This is a genomic window from Brucepastera parasyntrophica (assembly GCF_022376835.1).
In the GTDB taxonomy this organism is placed as follows: domain Bacteria; phylum Spirochaetota; class Spirochaetia; order Treponematales; family Treponemataceae; genus Brucepastera; species Brucepastera parasyntrophica.
Genome location: NZ_CP084606.1, coordinates 2,591,944 through 2,611,227, shown reverse-complemented (window position 1 = coordinate 2,611,227; position 19,284 = coordinate 2,591,944). Strand labels below are relative to the sequence as shown.

The following is a 19,284-nucleotide window of genomic DNA, read 5'->3' as shown; positions in this document are numbered from 1 at the left end:
CTGACACACTTCCATTGTGCCTGAATGATATCAGTGATACACTATTATTCCTTATTTTGTTCAGTTTGGAGATTAAAATATGGTATTCAGAATTTTCAGCCTTATTTTTATTCTTGTCGGCGCTGTTATTATGGTGCTGACAACAATCCGCTATCACAGGTTTATCCGCGCGACGAAGGAAACAACATACCGGTACAAAAAATCAAACTATAAGCTGCAGATACTCGCGGAAATCATTATGATTGTTTTTATTTTCGGATTCGCAGTAGGCGCTGCGGATATTTTTCTGCGGGAAGTGGAACCCATCTATGTTTTTGTCACCTTTATATTTTTTCTCGGGGCCGGTTACATATCTTTTATGGTGAATAATGAAATAATGCTGGCCGAGTCGATGCAGGCTAAAACACTGGAGGTAACGCACGCCTTCGTCAATTCAATCGAGATAAAGGACCAGTATACCCAGGGCCATTCAAGGCATGTGTACCATATTGTCAAAAATTTTTATGAGGCGCTCCCTCTGTCCCTCAGGCGGAAAATCAACGCCCCAAAACTTTTTGACGCGGCCCTTTTGCACGATATAGGAAAGATAGGCATAGCGGATGAAATCCTCAATAAAAAGGGAAAGCTGGATGATACCGAATGGGAAATTATGAAAACCCATCCAAAGATGGGAAGAAAAATGCTCAACGAAACCTGTTTTCAGGAAATAGGCGAATGGGTCCTTTACCACCACGAACGGATAGACGGAAACGGATATTACGGACTCCGGGGAGAAGATATCCCGGTCGAATCAAAAATTATTGCCATTGCCGATACCTTTTCGGCGCTTTCCACGGACCGGAATTACCGGCCTAAAACTGATTACAGCCACGCTATCGAAATAATCCGGAGCGTTGCCGGCAGCCAGCTTGACGCCGGACTCGTTGATATTTTCTGCACGGTGCCGGAAGAAAATCTTATATTTCCGGCGGCGTACCTGCCGCGGGAAGAATAATATAAAACAGGTTTAAAAACAAAAAAATCCGGCGGCATGCCGGATTTTTTTGTTTTCGATACAATACTAGATCATATCCTGAAATACAGCCTGATCTGGAGACTGACAGTGTTCAATGCGTTATAGTTCATCCCATACAGTGGAATGGCATAGGTCAGCTTGAATTCCAGCGGCAAGGCGATCTTGGTCAGCATAAATGCTATGTTCGGACTGAGTTTCAACAGACTGGCGTCTGTAACATCGTCTATTCCAACTGTGTCATATTTCTTATCAGCAAACATAGTATAGTTAAGAGGAAGCCCGATGCCAAGGGTACCGGCGTCAAACGCCATTTCGAAATGGGGTTCCAGTTCAAAGGTCAAATCAAAACCATATTCAGTATCAAGATCACCAAGGTGATAGATAATATTGTCAGCCTTTCCTTTTACAGGATAATAGATAAATTCGCTGTATAGATTGATAAAGAACATGGGATGGATGATAAAGTCGAAATAGAAACGGCCGCCGAAAGCAAATACATGCTTGTCCGCATTCTGAATGGTAACATCATCTCCTTTCATCAAATTTTCATACTGGTCATCAAAATCTGTACCGGGCAGAGGAATCTTGATACCGGGAGCAATAGCAAGCCGGAACATTGAAGACTTGACAGGGGCTTTTTCACCGATAATCTGTATTTTCGCGCCAAGGAAAAGATCATACACTCCATTGATATTGATTTTTTGATCCGTAGCAAGCGGATTAACCACCGTATCAACATCAGACCAGATAGTCCATCCGGGGGCCCACTGGAGAGCGGCGGTCAGCCAGTCCAGAATTCCATATTCCAGCGCGAAACCGAGATTGAACACTTTGACAGCGCCTTCATCATCACCGAATTTATCCAATTCGCCGTCATCATCATACGCACCATTCACAAAGGAAAAAGACGGCGCGACGTAAAAACGTCCGACCCGCGCGGGCATGGTTTTTGCGTCATCCGCGAAGACCATCCAGGTGCAGCACATTGCCAGAAGCATTCCAATAGAAAGTATCCTTTTCATTTAATCCTCCTTATTAATACTACCGCATATACATACGGTACGCATAATATATAACCGGTATATTACAGATACAACTGATTTGTCAACTTAAAAACACCCACAATTCCCCTGTTTTTATAAAAAAAACGCAAAAAAAGAGACATTTATATGTTACCTTATTAAGTGTACTGTGTTTTCAGGCGAAAAGCAAATTTTCGCAATAAATAACAGCGGATATACATTTCCGGCAGCCGGTTTTTCCTATTTTCTCGCGACCAGGACCATGGTCCTGGCTTTTTCATTATAGGGCGAAAAACTGAAATCGCCGTAGATTTCGACCGAACTGAACCCGGACACGAGCATGAGCCGTTTGAGTTCTATCGCCGAATACAGCCTCTGGTCATATACATGATTGATCCTGTTTCCGGTCTCGTCTATAAGAACCCAGCGCTGCCGGATCGCCTCCCAGGCTCCGACAACCGAATATTCCGTAAGGACGGTAAAACCGCCGCGTTCAAACCACTCGCCTTCAGTAAAATCCCGGACAGCTATTTCGCGGCCCGTCATTTCAAGAATAAACCAGCCCCCTCTTTCAGAGAAACCGCTATATTCTTCAGTATCTGCATATCTTCTTCTATTGTATCGCAGTAGCCGAAACTGGTGTACAGGCAGACCGCAGCGTCAAAGGTTTCAGGGCGGACAAATTTGCGCAGATCGGCCTGGATAAGCTCTATTTCCACATTTTCATCCTGGGCTGACTCAAGCGCGGCATTCAGGAAGGGACGGATCAGATCGACTCCGGTTACCTGGGCGCCTCGGACCGCAAGTTCGAGGGAAATCCGGCCGGGACCGCAGCCCGCGTCCAGAATGCGGGGAGCGGGAGCAGACGGTTCTTCCGGACCGGAATCCCGGAGTTCAGCCGGAGCTCCTATTATATGAAGAATTTCTTCCGCAATGCCCGGGGCCTCGGCCCAGCACTGGGGATGAAAGAGAATGGGTGCGTATTGGGCCCAGAATGATTCATTTTCAAACCAGCTTTGTTTTTTTTTCATAACGCCTCGCCTCCTCTCCGGCAGAAACAATTTTTCGGAAAATCCGCCTTGCAAGTATACCATAATCGAAGTAGACTTGTATAATAGGAAATAGTATAAACCATCCGGTTTTATGCTGTTTTTCCAGTTTTTATACTCTCTGCCGGCTGATTCTGAAGTTTTCAGAACAGGGAGGCAGCATTTCCGTTTTATCCTTCAGCAGGGAACGGACAGGTATTTTTTATATTCATTTTTCAGGGGTCAGATATGGTTGTTCTTACACTTAATTGCGGCAGTTCTTCGGTCAAATATCAGGTTTTTGACTGGGAAAGCAAGGATGTTCTTGCGTCAGGTATTGTGGAACGGGTTACCCAGCCGGGAAGTTCCATCACGCATAACGCCATGAATAAGCCTGAATATGTGAAAAAGCAGGAATGCCCGAACCATACCGTGGCGGTCGAGCTTATTATCAGTACCCTTACGGATCCCGGCATCGGAGTTATTTCCGATATGAATATAATCAAAACGGTCGGACACCGGGTTCTGCACGGGGGAACCAAATTCACAAAATCGGTAATTGTCACGCCTGAAATTATTGAAACCTTCCGCGAGGTCCAGGACCTCGGACCGCTCCATAATCCGGCCAATATTATGGGAATTGAGGCTGCCCAGAAAGTCCTCCCCAATGTCCCTCACTGCGCCATTATGGATACCGCCTGGCACCAGACCATGCCCGATACCAGTTATCTGTACGCGGTACCCTATGAATGGTTCGAGAATTATGATGTCCGCCGTTACGGCTTTCACGGAACCAGTTTTCTGTATACGGCAAAACGGACTTCCGTTATTCTGGGCAAGGAACCCAAAGATACTAACGTGATTATTGCTCACATCGGGAACGGCGCTTCGATGTGCTGCGTAAAAAACGGCGTGTGTTTTGATACATCAATGGGTCTTACTCCGCTGGAAGGTCTGGTGATGGGGACCCGTTCCGGCGACTGTGATCCTGCCCTTTCTTTTTATATGATGCGGAAAACCGGAATGAGCGTACAGGATATTGATACCGCTCTTAACAAGAAATCAGGACTTCTCGGACTGACGGGACAGTATACGGACCGGCGGGACGTTATCAACGCAAAGGAAAGCGGCGACAGACGCGCAGAACTCGCGTTTAAAATAGAAACATACCGGCTGCGGAAATATATCGGTTCCTATATCGCCGCCATGGGTTCGACCCCGGACGCGCTGGTATTTACAGCAGGGGTCGGGGAATTCTCGAATCCTGTACGCGAGGAAACCTGCAAAGGTCTCGAGCATCTCGGAATAAAACTTGATCCTGAAAAAAATCTGCTCGCAAGGACGCGGAACGCTGAAACCTGCATAAGCACCGATGATTCGAAAATAAAAATACTGGTTGTACCGACTGATGAAGAACTGGTCATGACGGAGGATGCTTACGCTCTTATGAAGGGGACCTATGATGTCCATACAAACTTTACCTATTCGTTCCAGTCGCCGGACTATGTAAACAAGGGACGGATTGAAGGGCTTAAGCGCGATCTGGAAAAGAACCCAGCTCTGGCCGATATTATCGTAAAAATACCCGGTTCGGCAAAAGCAAACTAACAGCGGTTTCTCCCGATGGATATACTGGGAATCGGCAGTCTGCTTCTTGATGGGTTTCTTTTTCTTGAGGATGGGCAGGAATGTGCCGCGGAACTTTCATTCGGGAAAACCGAACATGTTTCGCCGGGAGAAATGGATATCCTGTTACAGAAACTGCCCGAACCCGTATACACAGCGGGCGGAACTGTCGCAAACGCGCTCAAGGCCGCTTCCCTCCTCGGAGCTGAAACCGTACTGACCGGCTGCCTCGGCGGAAACGGCGCGGACTTTGATGAATGGGGAAGGCGCTTCGAATCGGATATCGGCTCTTACGGCATACATTTTATCCCGGAAAAAAGGGAAGACCCAACCGGACGATGCCTGGTTATATATGCTCCCGGAAAAGAAAAAACCATTATCTGCGCGCCTTCCGCGGCGCCCCGTCTCAGCCCCGGACAAATACGTCCCGAACAGGTTTCCGCCGCCGGAATAGTTCTGATTGACGGATTTGTGCTGCAAAACAGGCCTTTGGCCGACAGGATATCCGGACTTTGCCGGCAGTATAAAACAGTGCTGGCCATTGATATGGCGGCAGTCTTCATAGCTGAACAATACGCGCAGGAAATTCTCCGGCTCATCCGTGAAAACAGGTGTATTATCTTTATGAATGAAGCCGAATCTACGGCCTTTGCAAAGGCCGTATCTGAAACCCGAAAGGCAGGGAATAACAGTTTTTTTCCGGAGAAGGATATTCCGGATACAGTCTTCCGGGAGCTGGGCCGGACCGGGGAGAATTTCCCGCTCATAATAAGCAAAAAGGGCGAAAAAGGGGCCCGGGCCTGGCAGTCCGGCAGCTCCTGTCAGGCAGGAACGGACCCGGAAAAGGCCCCGCTTGATGACACCGGAGCGGGAGATGTTTTCTGCGGGACTTTTCTGTCCGCGTTTCTCCGCGGAATGAATCCGGCGGAAATGCTTGCCTTGTCGAACAGGGCGGCCCGTTCAGTCCTTACGGTACCCGGAAGCAGCCTGGACCGGGACTTTTTTTCCAACTTGAAAAACAGCCTGGACGGAAAAAATCCCTGACTTACCGGGCAAAAATCCTGTACGCAATTTCCGCCGACTTTTCCATATCAAACAGATAGGCAATAAGAGCCAGCGCAAATTCCTCAGCGCAGCCCGCGGCCCGGGCAGTAATCAGATTGCTGTCGGTAATTACCCGGTCTTCGCGGGGAACAAGGCCGAGAGCGTCTCCGCTTCCGGGAAAGCCTGTCCACGTTTTGCCGGCTAAAAGGCCCCAGGAACCGAGGGCGACCGCGGGTGCAGCGCAGATTGCGCCGACGCCTTTTCTCTCGAGCATCATCCTGCTGACAAAATCCCTCAATTCTTTTGATGCCGCAAGATTTTCACTTCCCCGGCCGCCGCCCGGCAATACAGCGAGATCGGGAAGGGAAGAACCGGCCGCCTTCAGGTACTCTTCTATTGTCAGATCGCACACTATTTCTATTTCATGGGACCCCATAACAGTCCGTCCCGATACACCGGCCAATGTAACCTGCGCGCCCGCGCGGCGAAGATAATCAATCGGGGTAACAGCCTCAACTTCCTCAAAGCCTTCCGCGAGAAATACTACTGCCTTTTTCATCTTTGTCTCCTTTCTGTACAGACTCTCTATATAAAGTATATAATAAAACAAGCGCGGAGGGAAAATATGCGGCAGGATTTATCAGAATTTCCGGTATTTGATCACATCTGCTTTTCGGAAATAACCGGAACGGCCGGTTCAGCATCGGCTTTTTTGAGGGAATTTCTTGACCTGACGTCAAGCCATATTACTCTTCTCCGGGAAGAGCTGCAGAACGGCAGGACTGAAGCCGCGGTACAGATTGCCCGGATGATACAGGAAAACGCCCGCGGGGTTTGCGCGGTCAGGCTTGAAAAGGCCGCGCACATAATTGAAACGGAATCAGAAAGTATGGAACCGGAAGAACGGGAACAACTGATTCAGCTTCTGGCGGAAGAATTCAGCCGGCTCCCGGATGCCTTTGAAAAAGAAGGATACAGATTATGAGAAAGCACAGTTATCATATTCATACTGTTTTTTGCGACGGAAAAAGTACACCGGAAGAAATGGTAAAGGCCGCCCTTGACGGGAACATGGAATGTATAGGATTCAGCGCTCACGCCGCCTGGCCTTTTGCTACAGAATGGCACCTGCCGCCGGCCCGCTATCAGGAATATATTGATGAAATAAGCAGGCTGAAAACTCTGTACGGGCAGCGGATACATATCCTGTGCGGCTTTGAGGCCGATTATCTGCCTGATTATACATTCCCCGACAGGGCAATCTACAGGCAGTTTAACCCGGAGTATCTTATCGGGTCGGTCCACTACATTACAGCAGATAAACAGCATCAGCCGGCCCCTGTTTTTTCGGTCGACGCGCCGGCAGCTGAAGTGGCAAAAGGCCTCGCGGAAGTTTTTAAGAATAATGGAAAGAAGGCTGTCCAGAAATACTGGGACACGGTAAGAAATATGGTTTCATCCTGTGACTTTGACATTATCGGACACCTGGACGTTCACCGCAAACGGAACGGCGAACTCCGTTTTTTTGATGAAAGCGAACCGTGGTACCGCCGGGAACTGAAGGAAACGGTAAAGGTTATTGCCCGCTCGGGAAAAGTCGTGGAGATAAACACGGGAGGCATCGCGCGGAAAGCCATAGATGATGTCTATCCCTCCGCGGAACTGCTTTCCCTGCTGCATGCCCGGGATGTACCGCTCACAGTCTCATCGGACGCGCACAGGACAGGCGATATTCTGTGCGCCTATGAAAGGGCATATGACGCCGCGCGCAGGGCGGGATACACAAAAATCGCGCTTCTCACCTCATCCGGCTGGACTGAAGACAATCTGTAACCGGGGAAGCCTTTGAACGGAATCGCCCGGTGAAATCAGGCATACTGCCTGACAGCAGTAACTGAAAAAACAGCCAAAACAGTATCAATATTTTTCCCGGATAAAAACATACCTCATTGCAATACCGGAATGTACAGTTTAACAAGTTTTTATACTTTATTTACGTTTAATTTATATTCAAAGAATATGCTGTACTTATAAACGCAAAGGAAAAGAACGGATAACAATCATGGTTTTTCCGCTGCTGTGTATAGCCTAACAAATATATCAGCTGATTGTAACCAGCCGGACTGCATGCTTCCGAAGGATCCCGGGAATGCATTAGCCTTTGCAAAAAAGCTTTAAGGAGAATCACGCTATGATTGAAAAAGACTGGAAAGTAACACTTGAAGATGAAGCAAGAGGAATAACCATGGACGCGGGAAGTTCCGCGTTTCTCGACTGGCTTTGTTCCTTTTCCGCAATCGGGGATGACGGTAAACAGTACTGGTTCGGCTGTTCACCGCTCATACTGAAACTGGAAAATATTGATTTATTCACATATGAATTCAGCGCCGAACCGGGTGAAATCGTTCAGGACCCGTATTCCGTATATAAGGTTGCGCAGTTTCCTCCGGTAACCGCAACACATGTATTCAAATTTCCGGGCGGCACGCATAAGGTCCGTAAAACGGATGATCAGGTTATTGTCGATATAGGATGCCTGCATGTCGAATGCAATAAAGACAATTCGTGGCATTATGTAATTGATGATCAGGAACGGAGCTTTAAGGCTGATTTTATTCACAAGCCTATTTGCGGCGGCCCTCTCTGGTACGGCAGGGAAAAGCCGTCATATCTGACCCAGCATAGCATTACATATGGATATAACTGGACAGGACAGGTTGAAGGGACGATTACCCATAACGGCAAATCTGTCCATATGAAAGGCGCGGGGATACGTGAACGGTATGTGGCAACCGATTCTTCATCAGCCGAAATCGGAGGATGGGAAGACTGGGGATGGTTTCATTTTGATGAAGTCTTCGGCAGCATGTACGATATGAGGCTGGGCATGAAAGATTTTGCTATTAATCTGGTGGAGGAACAGATTTATATTCCGTCAGGAAGCTTCAGCATCGAACACCATGACTGGGCGTATTATCCGCAGTTCGGAGGATTTATTCCCGGGAAATACAGAATCAAATTCGAAACTGAAGAAGGCGTGCTTGATATGACGGCCCATGTTGCGACCGCAACTCTCTGGGGAGTTACCAGTAAAGTTCCTGACAACCCGGTCGCTACGCTTGACTGGGAACGGGTGGAAGGAACCTTCACCTATAAAGATGGAAGGGTAAAAAAACTGACCAATGGTTTTGGCGGTATGTCTATCCGTCAGTGGAGGCAGTACCCCAGCCTTATTCCGCCGATTAAAAATGAACACCTTATTGAAAAGGACCGCTTTGCTACATTGTAACCGGAATTTGAAACAGCAATAAAAAAGGGCGGAGGATTCTGATCCGCCGTCCTTTTTTATTTGCAGGCATATATATTTTTCCATTTGACAATCTGCAAAAAAATATATAAACTGTGGTTCTTCAATCATGGATTCATTAATTAATTCTATCCCTTCACTGCTGGAGGGAACATCCCTTGCGGACCCTTTAAGCGGTCTGCTGCATATATACCGGAGAATTGACGAGGCCCAGCAGCGCTGGATAGAGGCGAGTCCATTCCGGTGTCCTTCTGCCTGCGGCGAATGCTGTAAAACTTTTGAGCCATCAATCCTGGAAATAGAAGCCCTGTTTCTCGCTTCATGGATCGTACGCGAACATTCCGCATCTCAGTCATACTATGCTGCGGACAGAGCAGGCTGCGTGTATCATAATCCTTCCGGGACATATCAATGTACAGTGTATCCTGCAAGGCCGCTTATCTGCCGCCTGTTTGCCTTCTCCGGTGACCGGGGAAAGAAGAATACTATCAGATATAAACCGTGCAAATGTATGAAGCATGTTGAACACCGCACAATGGAAGAAGACGAACTGTACCAGCGGTATGGTACGATTCCGCCGGCAATGGCGGACCTTGCCCGCGAAGCGGACTGTCTGCTTCCTGATTCAGCCGGTATCACGGTGCCTCTGCGTGAAGCGCTTCCTTCTGCAATGAACAAAATCCGTTTTCTCCTGCATCTTAATGGGCACAGCTTTCCGGACTCCTCGCATAATCCTGATGACGACGCCCCTCCCTTTCCCCGGGCTTCATAAATCAGTTCACGGATATTCGGGCCATGGGCTGAATACCGGCAGGATGAAATATACTCCATCAGTATTTATTGCGGGAAAGAATACCAAAAAAACCATCCGGATATACTATCATTGATCCGGACCGCGGATTATCATACATTTAAACAAAAAACACACTTTACTCCAAACCAATAAGATTCCTTTATTCGTGGCGAGGGTTCAATCAGCCTGCGGCTGGTTCTGTAAGGTATGTAACGGCCTCTCCCGCGACCTGCGAATACCCCAGACCGAAGGTCTGCCCTGCTCTGCGGCGAGGTATTTTATTGAAGCCGGCCCGAAAATTCATTACCTTTTTATGGAGAGAAGGAAAATATACATGCAGCATAAACAGAAAAATAATCATGAGCATCACGGCGGTACTACGGCATCCATGGAAGGAATGAACCGCAGTACCATGGAAAACCATACAGGTCACAAAGAGATGGACCAGGGGAACTCCGGTCACGCGGAACATATGGGGCACATGGAACACATGACGGACCTGAAGCGGAAATTTTTTGTTTGCCTGATCCTGACGGTTCCGGTATTACTCTTTTCTCCCATGATGGGGATCCAGCTGCCTTTTCAGTTTACTTTTCCTGGCAGCGAGTGGGTTGTCCTGGGCCTGTCAACAATCCTGTTTTTCTACGGCGGGATGCCTTTCTTCATGGGCGCAAAACAGGAACTAAAAGAACGGAGTCCTGCAATGATGACGCTTATTACACTAGGCATCAGTGCGTCGTATATCTATAGCCTCTACGCTTTTGTAATGAACACCTTTTTTCACGGTCCCCATCTGATGGATTTTTTCTGGGAACTGGCGACCCTGATCGTAATCATGCTTTTGGGGCACTGGATAGAAATGAAAGCTGTGGCAGGCGCAGGAGACGCGCTGAAAAAAATGGCGGAACTGCTGCCGGCACAGGCCTCGGTTCTGCAGCCGGACGGCAGTTATGCCGTCATTCCCCTCAGGGACCTGTCAGTCGGACAGACAGTGCTTATAAAAGCCGGCGAGAAGGTTCCCTCGGACGGTACTGTCCTGAATGGAAGCAGCAGTATTAATGAATCCATGGTCACCGGAGAAGCCAGGGAAGTTCCGAAAAAGGCGGGCGACAAGGTTATCGGAGGGTCCTTGAACGGATCCGGCAGTCTGACCATTACCGTAACAGGTACCGGCGAATCGGGATACCTCGCCAGGGTAATGCAGCTCGTGGGCAGCGCCCGGCAGGAAAAATCCAGGGCGGAAACCATGTCGGACAGAGTCGCCCGCTGGCTGTTTTATGTAGCCGTGGGAGCGGGGCTCGCCTCACTAATCATCTGGTATGCGGTTACGCGGGATATCAGCACCTCCATTACCCGGATGGTGACGGTCCTGGTTATTGCCTGCCCCCATGCTTTGGGGCTCGCCATCCCCCTGGTGGTCGCGCGATCCACTTCGCTGGGAGCGCGGAGCGGCCTCCTGATACGGAACAGAAAAGCCCTGGAAACCGCGCCGAAGGTTAACGTCGTTTTAATGGATAAGACAGGGACCCTGACCGAAGGAAACTTCCGGGTGAGCGCAGTCCGTTCCTTCGACCGGAAGCTGGGAGAAAACGATATTGTATCCGCGGCCGCCGCCCTGGAGACCGCGTCCTCGCATCCGCTGGCGGCGAGTATCATGAAGGAAGCTGCGGAAAGACAGCTTAAGCCGGCTGCGGCGAAGGATGTAAAGGTCCTTGCAGGAGAAGGCTTAACAGGGTGTCTTGAAGACGGGCGCGAAGCAGCTATTGTCAGCGCCGCGTATCTGGATAAACATTCTATTCCCTACTCAAAATCAGAGTACGCGGAATTGTCCGGGAATGGTTACTCGGTGAGTTTTCTGCTGCTTGACGGAAAACCGGCCGGGTTGATTGCCCAGGGAGATGAGATAAAAGCCGGAGCGAAGCCTCTGCTGGAAGGCCTCGCAGCGCGCCATATTATTCCGGTCATGCTTACCGGCGATAATCAGGCGGCGGCGGAAAAGACAGCGGGCTTGCTTGGACTGAAAGATTACCGTGCGGACATGCTGCCGGAGAATAAGGAAACGGCAGTCCGGGAGTATCATGAACAGGGAAAAGTTACCATGATGGTGGGAGACGGCATTAACGATGCGCCGAGTCTTGCCAGGGCCGATGTGGGAGTGGCCATAGGTGCGGGAACGGACATCGCAGTCAATTCCGCGGATGTGGTGCTGGTTAAAAGCGATCCTGAGGATATCCTTGCATTCCTGACCCTTGCAAAAAAAACCACCCGCAAAATGGTCCAGAATTTATGGTGGGGTGCCGGATATAATATCATTGCCATTCCGCTGGCGGCGGGAGTCCTGGCTCCGGTCGGGTTTATTCTGAGCCCGGCCGCAGGAGCGGTACTGATGAGTCTTTCGACCATTATAGTGGCGGTCAACGCAATTCTGCTCAAGGTAAAATAAACCTGTCCGGTCCGTCCGCTGTGAATGGACCGGGCAGTTTCCGCCACTGCAATATCATTCCCCATCCATCATTACGACCAGACCCGGGACGTTCCGGTAGCGTATATCCAGCGGAGAGGCAATGCCATTCAGAATATGTATAAAAGCATCAGCGGGAACAGGCATATCATTTTTAAACCAGTCCAGAAAAGCCCGGATCGCGCCGGACACCTGATAGCAAAGCTTGCAGCGGCATATAAGATACTCGTCAGGCGGCAGTACCATTTTAAAATGTTCGATTAATGATTCGGGCAGAATATGCACTTTTGAGGCGATGCGGCTTTCAATCTCCGGATCCGCGATAATCTTCCGTAAAGCCTTATAGTTTTCCTTAATGAAGGACTGGTGAAACGTCAGGGAAATACCGCTTTGAAACCTTTTGTTTTTCCGGCCCGGTTTGATTAACTCCGTTGTACAGGAGTTGTCAAAATACTCAAAAAAGACGTCGTCCTTGTCATTATAATACCGGTAAAAGGTAGTGCGTGCTATGCCCGCTTTTTCACAGATATCGGAAATGGATATTTTCGCGTAGGGTTTTTTATCCATGAGCGAGAGAAGAGCCTCAAAAATCCATCCCTTTGTGCGTCTGATCTGCCGGTCATCTCTATTTGTTTTTTGTTCCATATCAACCTTCCCGCTACAAACAGTCATTAATGTCCCGGACACTACATTTTTCCCATTATGTCCGTTTTGTCCGGATGCGGGCCAAAATTTCTTGACCATCACATATCTATAATACTACATTTGTAGTATATAATGCAAGTGATTTATATCATTCAAATGATCTTAATCATACAGCTGTTTTTCAGGAGGCATATTATGAAAGCGCTGATTTACCGGGATGTAAAAAAAATAGAAATGCATGAAATACCGGTACCGGACTGCGGGCCGGATGATGTTATCGTGCGGAATATCCGTTCCGGTATCTGCGGTTCCGATGTCGCCGGGTATTTGTACGGGACCATGAGTTCAGGCATATTTCCGGGGAGGGAATTCGGCCACGAGATGGTCGGTTACGTGGATAAGGTTGGAAAAAATGTGAGAGACATTGCGGAGGGAAGCCGTGTTTTTGTGAACCCGAACACAACGGTGAGGGACCCATGGGACAGCGATATGGCCGGGGCCTTTTCCCAATATGTCCGGGTTCTTAACGCCTGCCTTGATTATAATATTTTTCCGCTGCCTGATTCGCTTTCCTTTGATAATGCCGTACTGATTGAACCTTTTTCCGTGGGGACTCACGGAAAGAACCGCCCGGGAATAAAACCCGGGGACAATGTCCTTATATACGGAGCGGGAACTATCGGACTATGCGCACTGAACGCCTTAATAGCCCAGGGAAACAAAAATGTCGCTGTCGCGGACCTGAGCGATAAAAGACTCGCGCTGGCGGAAAGTATGGGAGCTATTCCCTGCAATCCCCGGAGAGAGAGTATACAGCAATACCTGGTGAAATATTTCGGAGAAGTACAAAGCAATACGCCGGTTATAACTATGAACGGACCATCAATAACTTTGAGTCCGGGCAGGGCCCTCAACATTGACGCGGTGATCGACTGCGCGGGCGCGCCGAATATTGCCGCCGATTTTCTGAATATGGCAAAACCCGGAGCTGTTCTCAGCTGTATCGCGGTACAGAAAAAGGACGTGCCGCTCAATTTCCGGCAGATTATGAGTACAGAAGCCGTAATTATGGGTTCCCGCGGATATAACAACACCGACATTCAGGAAGTAATCAGCAATCTTGCCATGAATAATACCCGGGTCACCGACATCATTAGCCATACGTTCAGGCTGTCTGAATTTGAAACGGCTTTTGAAACCGCCGCGGATCCCGACACCGCAATTAAAGTTGTATTTGATATGGAGTAAGCGGGGCTGAATTTGTCAAAGCAGTTGTGAACTCTGAAAAGGCGGCGATTCCTGAATCAGAATCCTCTCCGCTCTCCGGATCAAATTCTCCCGCATGACCGGACTTTCTTTTTTTACCCGTTCGGGTGGCGCCGGATATTTCTCCATCCAGTAAGTTACTATAAGACGTAAAGTAAACAGCATATATATAAAAAATAAAAATATGTTATTTTTTATATTTTTCCCGTTTGCCGGACAATTTCTTTAATGAAAGTATTATATTCTAATCAGGAAGGAGCAAAATGAGCCGCACAAATGCTCATGATATTGGAAACCTTACGGAAACAGAAAGCAAAGGCGGAAGCTGTTATCGCGGAAATATAGCGTCTCCCAAATCTTTTGCATTGCATATATATAGTTCGGAAAAAAATCAAAAAGAAGTGTATTTCTCATAAAAAGTGAACGGCTGATTATTCAATCGCTCCGGCGGGAAAGGGTTTGTTTATGAAAATGCGAGAGACCATAAAAAACATAATTTTCAAAAGGATGATCTGACGCTATGAAATTTTTTAAAACCCATAAAAAGCTTGTTATAATAGGGCTGATAGTGATCATCGCGGTTGTCCTGTTTTTCCTGATTTTTAATCACTATAAAAGCAAAAACAAAATAACATATATCACCGAAACGGTAAAACGGCAAAGCATTCAAAAAATCGTGAATGCGAGCGGTGAAGTCAGGGCTATTGATCTGGTAACCGTGGGCGCGCAGGCTTCCGGAAAAATAGAAAAACTGTATGTCGCGGTCGGGCAGGAAGTCCAGGAAGGCGATCTGATTGCTGAAATCGATTCGACAACACAGCAGAACGAGGTCGACAGCAACAAATCAAAAGTCACCAGTTATCAGATACAGCTTGACGCATCGAAAACATCTCTCGCAATCGCGGAACGACAGTACAAACGTCTGCAGGCGCTGAGAAAAGAAAACGCGGCGTCCACTGAAGAACTGGAAAACGCCCAGAGTGCCTATGAAACGGCGCGCTCAAATGTCAGCCAGATACAAAGCGCGCTGGAAGAAGCCAATATATCCCTGAGTACAGCGGAAACAAATCTGGGATACACAAAGATAACCGCGCCCTTCAGCGGAATGATTGTTTCCATTCCGGTAAAACAGGGGCAGACCGTAAACGCTGCCATGAGTACGCCTACTATTGTCCAGATTGCCGATTTGAGCAATATGGAAATCCTGATTGAAATTTCCGAAGGCGATATCAGCAACATCCAGCCAGACCTGAAGGTCACCTATTCAATCCTTGCCGATCTCGGCACTGTTCATGAAACAACACTGAAATCCATTGACCCCGGACTGACGCTGCTCTCGAATGGCGAATATACGGGAGTCGTGGGATCAAGCGAAGCGATCTATTATTACGGCAGGCTGAATGTTCCGAATGAAGACGGCAAGCTGAGGATCGGTATGACCACGCAAAACGTGATTTACGTGTCCCATGCTGATAACGCACTCACTGTTTCATCAATAGCGATTAAAGAAAACGGAAACAATAAGTATGTTGAAGTCCTGACAAAGAACGGTGTGGAACAGAGAAATATCGAAACCGGAATATCCGACGGCCTGAATGTGGAAGTCAGGAGCGGCCTCAATGAAGGAGACACGGTTGTCACGGCCCAGATGTCCGCATCAGAAATAGCGAGCAGCGCCTCAAGCTCGGGCGGGCGGAGAGGTTTCTAGCATGAACATTATTGAATTAACAAAGATCAATAAATTTTTCGGTAAGGGTGATAACCGGGTCCATATTCTGAAAGATATTGATCTGTCTGTTGAAAAGGGTGATTTTGTAGCCATCGTCGGGCAGTCAGGCTCGGGGAAGTCTACGCTGATGAACATTATCGGCTGTCTGGATGTGCCGACTTCAGGATCATATAAAATAAGCGGTACCGAGGCGGAAAAAATGGACAAGGATGAGCTTGCGGAACTGCGGTGCAGAACCTTCGGGTTTATTTTTCAAAGATATAATCTGCTGCCGACACTGAAGGCCCATGAAAACGCCGCCCTGCCCGCTATTTATCTGGGGCTTAACGCCGAAGACAGAAATAAAAGGGCCGAAGAACTTCTGAAAAGTCTGGACCTTGGCGACAGAATGAATAATAAACCGAACGAACTCTCGGGCGGACAGCAGCAAAGAGTCAGTATTGCCCGGGCCCTGATGAACGGAGGAGAAATAATCCTCGCGGACGAACCGACCGGAGCGCTCGATTCCAAAAGCGGCGAGAATGTGATGGCGGTCATCAAAAATTTGCACAAACAGGGACATACTATTATCCTGGTCACTCATGACAGCAAAATCGCCGCGCAGGCAAGCAGGCAAATTGAAATCAAGGATGGGCAGATAATATCGGACGTACGGAAGACATCAGATATCCATGAAATGAAAAACAAGGTCGAAGGAATCAAGCGAAGCAAAAAAGATGTGATCAAATACCGGTTCATTGAATCGTTCAATATGTCCATTCATGCCATCATTGCAAATAAAATGAGGTCTCTCCTGACCATGCTCGGGATTATTATCGGCATTGCCTCTGTTGTGTCGGTGGTTGCCCTTGGAAATTCTTCCCAGGAAAAAATCATGGAGCAGATCAGTTCCATGGGAACGAACACAATTCAAATTATGCCCGGGACCGGGTTCGGCGATATGCGTTCGGGAAAAGTCAAAACACTGAAAGTCAGTGATTCGGACTATCTGGGGAAGCTGAGCTTTATTGACAGTTCAACTCCTAATGTGTCGGCAAGCGGTGTTTTGCTTTACGAGAATAATTCCCTGACGGCCCAGTTAACCGGCGTCGGCGCGGAGTATTTTGATGTGGAAGGAAAAAAAATCGCTATGGGGCGTATCTTTACGCAGGAAGAAGCGGATAACATAGCGTCGGTTGTGGTAATCGATGACAATACCCGGAAACAGGTTTTTTCAAATACCCCGAACCCGATAGGTTCAATTATCATGTTCAATAAAAAGCCACTTGAAATAATCGGGGTTCTGGAAAAAGAAAACAGCGCAGGCCCGATGGGTGATTCCATTACACTCCGGACGCCTTATACTACAGCCATGTATAAAATTAACGGATCGAGCGATATCAATTCCATTACGGTAAAGGTATCCGACAGCGTCAATTCCCAGGTAGCGGAAGAAGGTATTGAAATGGTCCTGACCGCACTGCACGGGAAAAAAGACTTTTTTATGATTAACAGCGACAGCATAAAGCAGACTATTGAAAGTACGACGAACATAATGAAACTGCTCATCGCCAGCATTGCGGTGATCTCTTTGATTGTAGGCGGGATTGGCGTAATGAATATCATGCTGGTTTCGGTAACAGAACGGACCAGGGAAATCGGCATCCGTATGGCAATCGGCGCGAAACAGCTGGATATTCTCCAGCAGTTTCTGATCGAAGCCATTCTGATCTGTATCGTAGGCGGTATCCTGGGAGTGGTATTGGCCCTGCTTATCGGCCTTGGTTTTAATACATTCTCGAAAACATTCGGGATGGACTTTTCGGCAGCTTCAGTCATTCTGGCCATGGTTTCTTCTACCGGCATCGGAATTATTTTTGGATTTGTGCCGGCAAGAAATGCCTCTAATCTTAATCCAATCGACGCCTTAGCGAGTGAGTAATATGAAAAAATACCCGGCTGTAAAACTAATTATTCTTTGCTGTTTTCTCGTTCTGACGGGGTGCGTTTCAAGTAAATATCAGCAGCAGCATTTAACCGATATCCTTGAGTATACGGAAGAAATACAGGAAAAGTATGTCTCGGATGAAGAATGGTGGAAACAGTATGATAATGAAGAGATTAACCGTCTGATTGAAATCGCGCTGGAAAGAAATCCGGATTATCTGAAAGCAGCCGTCAATATCAATAAGCAGCTCTACAATTTGAGTCTGACCACATCAGACTTTTTCCCGACATTTGACAGCAGCCTGAAGGCTTCCTCCCAAAGGGCAATCTATAAAGATGATAATTTTGCCAATACCTTTTCCGGAGAAGTGGGATTAAGTTATGAAATTGACCTTTACGGAAAAATCAGAAACGCCAGATCAGCCCAGGAATTTGAACTTAAAGCCACGGTTATGGATCAGGCTACGGCCAAACTGAGCCTTATTAACAGTGTCATTGATTTATTCTTTAACCTTGAATACCTGGAAAACGCGATCGCGCTGACAAATGAAAATATAAATTCATATACGGAAATAGAAGAGATTATCGGAAACCAGTACCGCATTGGAGCGACGGACGGGCTGGAATTGCTTCAGGCCGAACAGAACCTGCTGTCCGGACAGAAAAGTCTGCTGGACCTCGAAACGCAGTTCAGGGAAATGGAACAAAGCCTCAGAAATATTCTGAATATAAAACCTGATGAAGATCTGGGGATAGTGTATTCCAGTCTTCTTGATCAAAAGAATCTGGGCGTCAACGTTGATGTTCCCTTATCGGTTCTGGCGAACCGGCCCGATCTCATCGCCAGCCAGTACCGGCTGGAAGAAGCATTTAAAACCCTGAAGGCTGGAGAAAGAGAGTGGTATCCAAGCATCTCGTTAAGCGGAGCTATCAATACGTCTTCGGGCAAAGCCCTGACAACATTTAAATTCCCGTACATACTCGGCAGCGTTTCCGTGTCCCTGCCCTTCCTTGACTGGAACAGGGTCAGAAACAATATCAGAATTTCAGAGGCCGATTACCAGATTGCGCTGATTGATTTTAATGATACGCTCAATCAGGCTTTGAATGAGGTTGCGTATTATTATTTTGCCTACCAGAAATCGATTGAAATTTTTGACAAGTCGCAGGAGATCAGCGATACTGCCGAAAAAATCGCGGACTATTATGACCGGCGTTATACTGCCGGAAAAGCCGGATTTAAAGACCTGCTCGAAGCGATTAACAGCAAGAATTCATCGAAAATGGATCTTATCCAGCAAAAATATCAGATAATCAAATATGAAAACTATATCTATAAAGCGATGGCCGGAAGATATACTGTTTCGGAGAACGCACAGGATCAGGCTGTTAGCCAACAGTAATGTCTCTGTATCAGGCGGC

The 19,284-nt window shown here is 47.7% G+C and carries 15 protein-coding genes and 1 pseudogene; 12 read left to right on the top strand and 4 right to left on the bottom strand.

Translation table 11 applies throughout. The features are described from left to right. Positions 1–79: 79 nt before the first annotated feature. A complete protein-coding gene (locus K7I13_RS12525; protein WP_255946172.1) occupies positions 80–994 on the top strand; it encodes an HD-GYP domain-containing protein in 915 nt (304 codons plus the stop codon). A gap of 71 nt (positions 995–1,065) precedes the next feature. Here K7I13_RS12525 and K7I13_RS12520 read toward each other — a convergent pair whose 3' ends face one another. Then, on the bottom strand, positions 1,066–2,037 hold the full coding sequence (locus K7I13_RS12520; RefSeq protein ID WP_255946170.1) for a hypothetical protein: 972 nt from the start codon (positions 2,035–2,037) through the stop codon (positions 1,066–1,068). Between the two features lie 240 nt (positions 2,038–2,277). Further along, positions 2,278–3,068: pseudogene (locus tag K7I13_RS12515) on the bottom strand (class I SAM-dependent methyltransferase). Positions 3,069–3,314: 246 nt separating this feature from the next. On the opposite strand from K7I13_RS12515, the gene K7I13_RS12510 reads away from it, so the two are divergent. Continuing rightward, positions 3,315–4,673, top strand: coding sequence for an acetate kinase (locus K7I13_RS12510; RefSeq protein ID WP_255946168.1), 1,359 nt, complete (start codon positions 3,315–3,317; stop codon positions 4,671–4,673). A 15-nt stretch (positions 4,674–4,688) separates the two neighbouring features. Further along, positions 4,689–5,735, top strand: a complete 1,047-nt coding sequence (locus K7I13_RS12505; protein WP_255946166.1) for a carbohydrate kinase family protein — start codon at positions 4,689–4,691, stop codon at positions 5,733–5,735. Position 5,736: 1 nt separating this feature from the next. Here K7I13_RS12505 and K7I13_RS12500 read toward each other — a convergent pair whose 3' ends face one another. Then, a complete protein-coding gene (locus tag K7I13_RS12500; protein ID WP_255946164.1) occupies positions 5,737–6,294 on the bottom strand; it encodes a DJ-1 family glyoxalase III in 558 nt (185 codons plus the stop codon). A 66-nt stretch (positions 6,295–6,360) separates the two neighbouring features. On the opposite strand from K7I13_RS12500, the gene K7I13_RS12495 reads away from it, so the two are divergent. The 5 genes from K7I13_RS12495 (at position 6,361) to K7I13_RS12475 (ending at position 12,278) form a co-directional block, all read left to right on the top strand. Next, entirely contained in the window at positions 6,361–6,720 is a 360-nt protein-coding gene (locus K7I13_RS12495; protein WP_255946162.1) for a hypothetical protein, read from the top strand. Further along, on the top strand, positions 6,717–7,568 hold the full coding sequence (locus tag K7I13_RS12490; RefSeq protein WP_255946160.1) for a histidinol-phosphatase: 852 nt from the start codon (positions 6,717–6,719) through the stop codon (positions 7,566–7,568). Before K7I13_RS12495 ends, K7I13_RS12490 begins: the two co-directional genes overlap by 4 nt. Before the next feature lie 358 nt (positions 7,569–7,926). Continuing rightward, positions 7,927–9,024, top strand: coding sequence for a hypothetical protein (locus K7I13_RS12485; RefSeq protein WP_255946158.1), 1,098 nt, complete (start codon positions 7,927–7,929; stop codon positions 9,022–9,024). Positions 9,025–9,151: 127 nt separating this feature from the next. After that, positions 9,152–9,814, top strand: coding sequence for a YkgJ family cysteine cluster protein (locus K7I13_RS12480; RefSeq protein ID WP_255946156.1), 663 nt, complete (start codon positions 9,152–9,154; stop codon positions 9,812–9,814). Between the two features lie 355 nt (positions 9,815–10,169). Then, positions 10,170–12,278, top strand: coding sequence for a heavy metal translocating P-type ATPase (locus K7I13_RS12475; RefSeq protein WP_255946154.1), 2,109 nt, complete (start codon positions 10,170–10,172; stop codon positions 12,276–12,278). Between the two features lie 54 nt (positions 12,279–12,332). On the opposite strand, the gene K7I13_RS12470 is transcribed toward K7I13_RS12475, so the two are convergent. After that, positions 12,333–12,941: a TetR/AcrR family transcriptional regulator gene (locus K7I13_RS12470; protein ID WP_255946153.1), complete on the bottom strand. Its 609-nt coding sequence runs from the start codon at positions 12,939–12,941 to the stop codon at positions 12,333–12,335. 195 nt (positions 12,942–13,136) lie between these two features. Here K7I13_RS12470 and K7I13_RS12465 point away from each other — a divergent pair, with 195 nt between their 5' ends. The 4 genes from K7I13_RS12465 to K7I13_RS12450 all read left to right on the top strand — a co-directional run bounded on the left by K7I13_RS12465 (position 13,137) and on the right by K7I13_RS12450 (position 19,265). Continuing rightward, positions 13,137–14,189 (top strand): zinc-dependent alcohol dehydrogenase, encoded by a 1,053-nt coding sequence (locus tag K7I13_RS12465; protein WP_255946152.1) that lies wholly within the window; start codon positions 13,137–13,139, stop codon positions 14,187–14,189. A gap of 538 nt (positions 14,190–14,727) precedes the next feature. Continuing rightward, entirely contained in the window at positions 14,728–15,915 is a 1,188-nt protein-coding gene (locus K7I13_RS12460) for an efflux RND transporter periplasmic adaptor subunit (RefSeq protein WP_255946151.1), read from the top strand. Between the two features lies 1 nt (position 15,916). Next, positions 15,917–17,857 (top strand): MacB family efflux pump subunit, encoded by a 1,941-nt coding sequence (locus K7I13_RS12455; protein ID WP_255946150.1) that lies wholly within the window; start codon positions 15,917–15,919, stop codon positions 17,855–17,857. Between the two features lies 1 nt (position 17,858). Next, the gene (locus K7I13_RS12450) at positions 17,859–19,265 is read left to right on the top strand and encodes an efflux transporter outer membrane subunit (RefSeq protein ID WP_255946149.1); all 1,407 of its coding nucleotides are present in this window, start codon (positions 17,859–17,861) and stop codon (positions 19,263–19,265) included. Positions 19,266–19,284 lie beyond the last annotated feature (19 nt).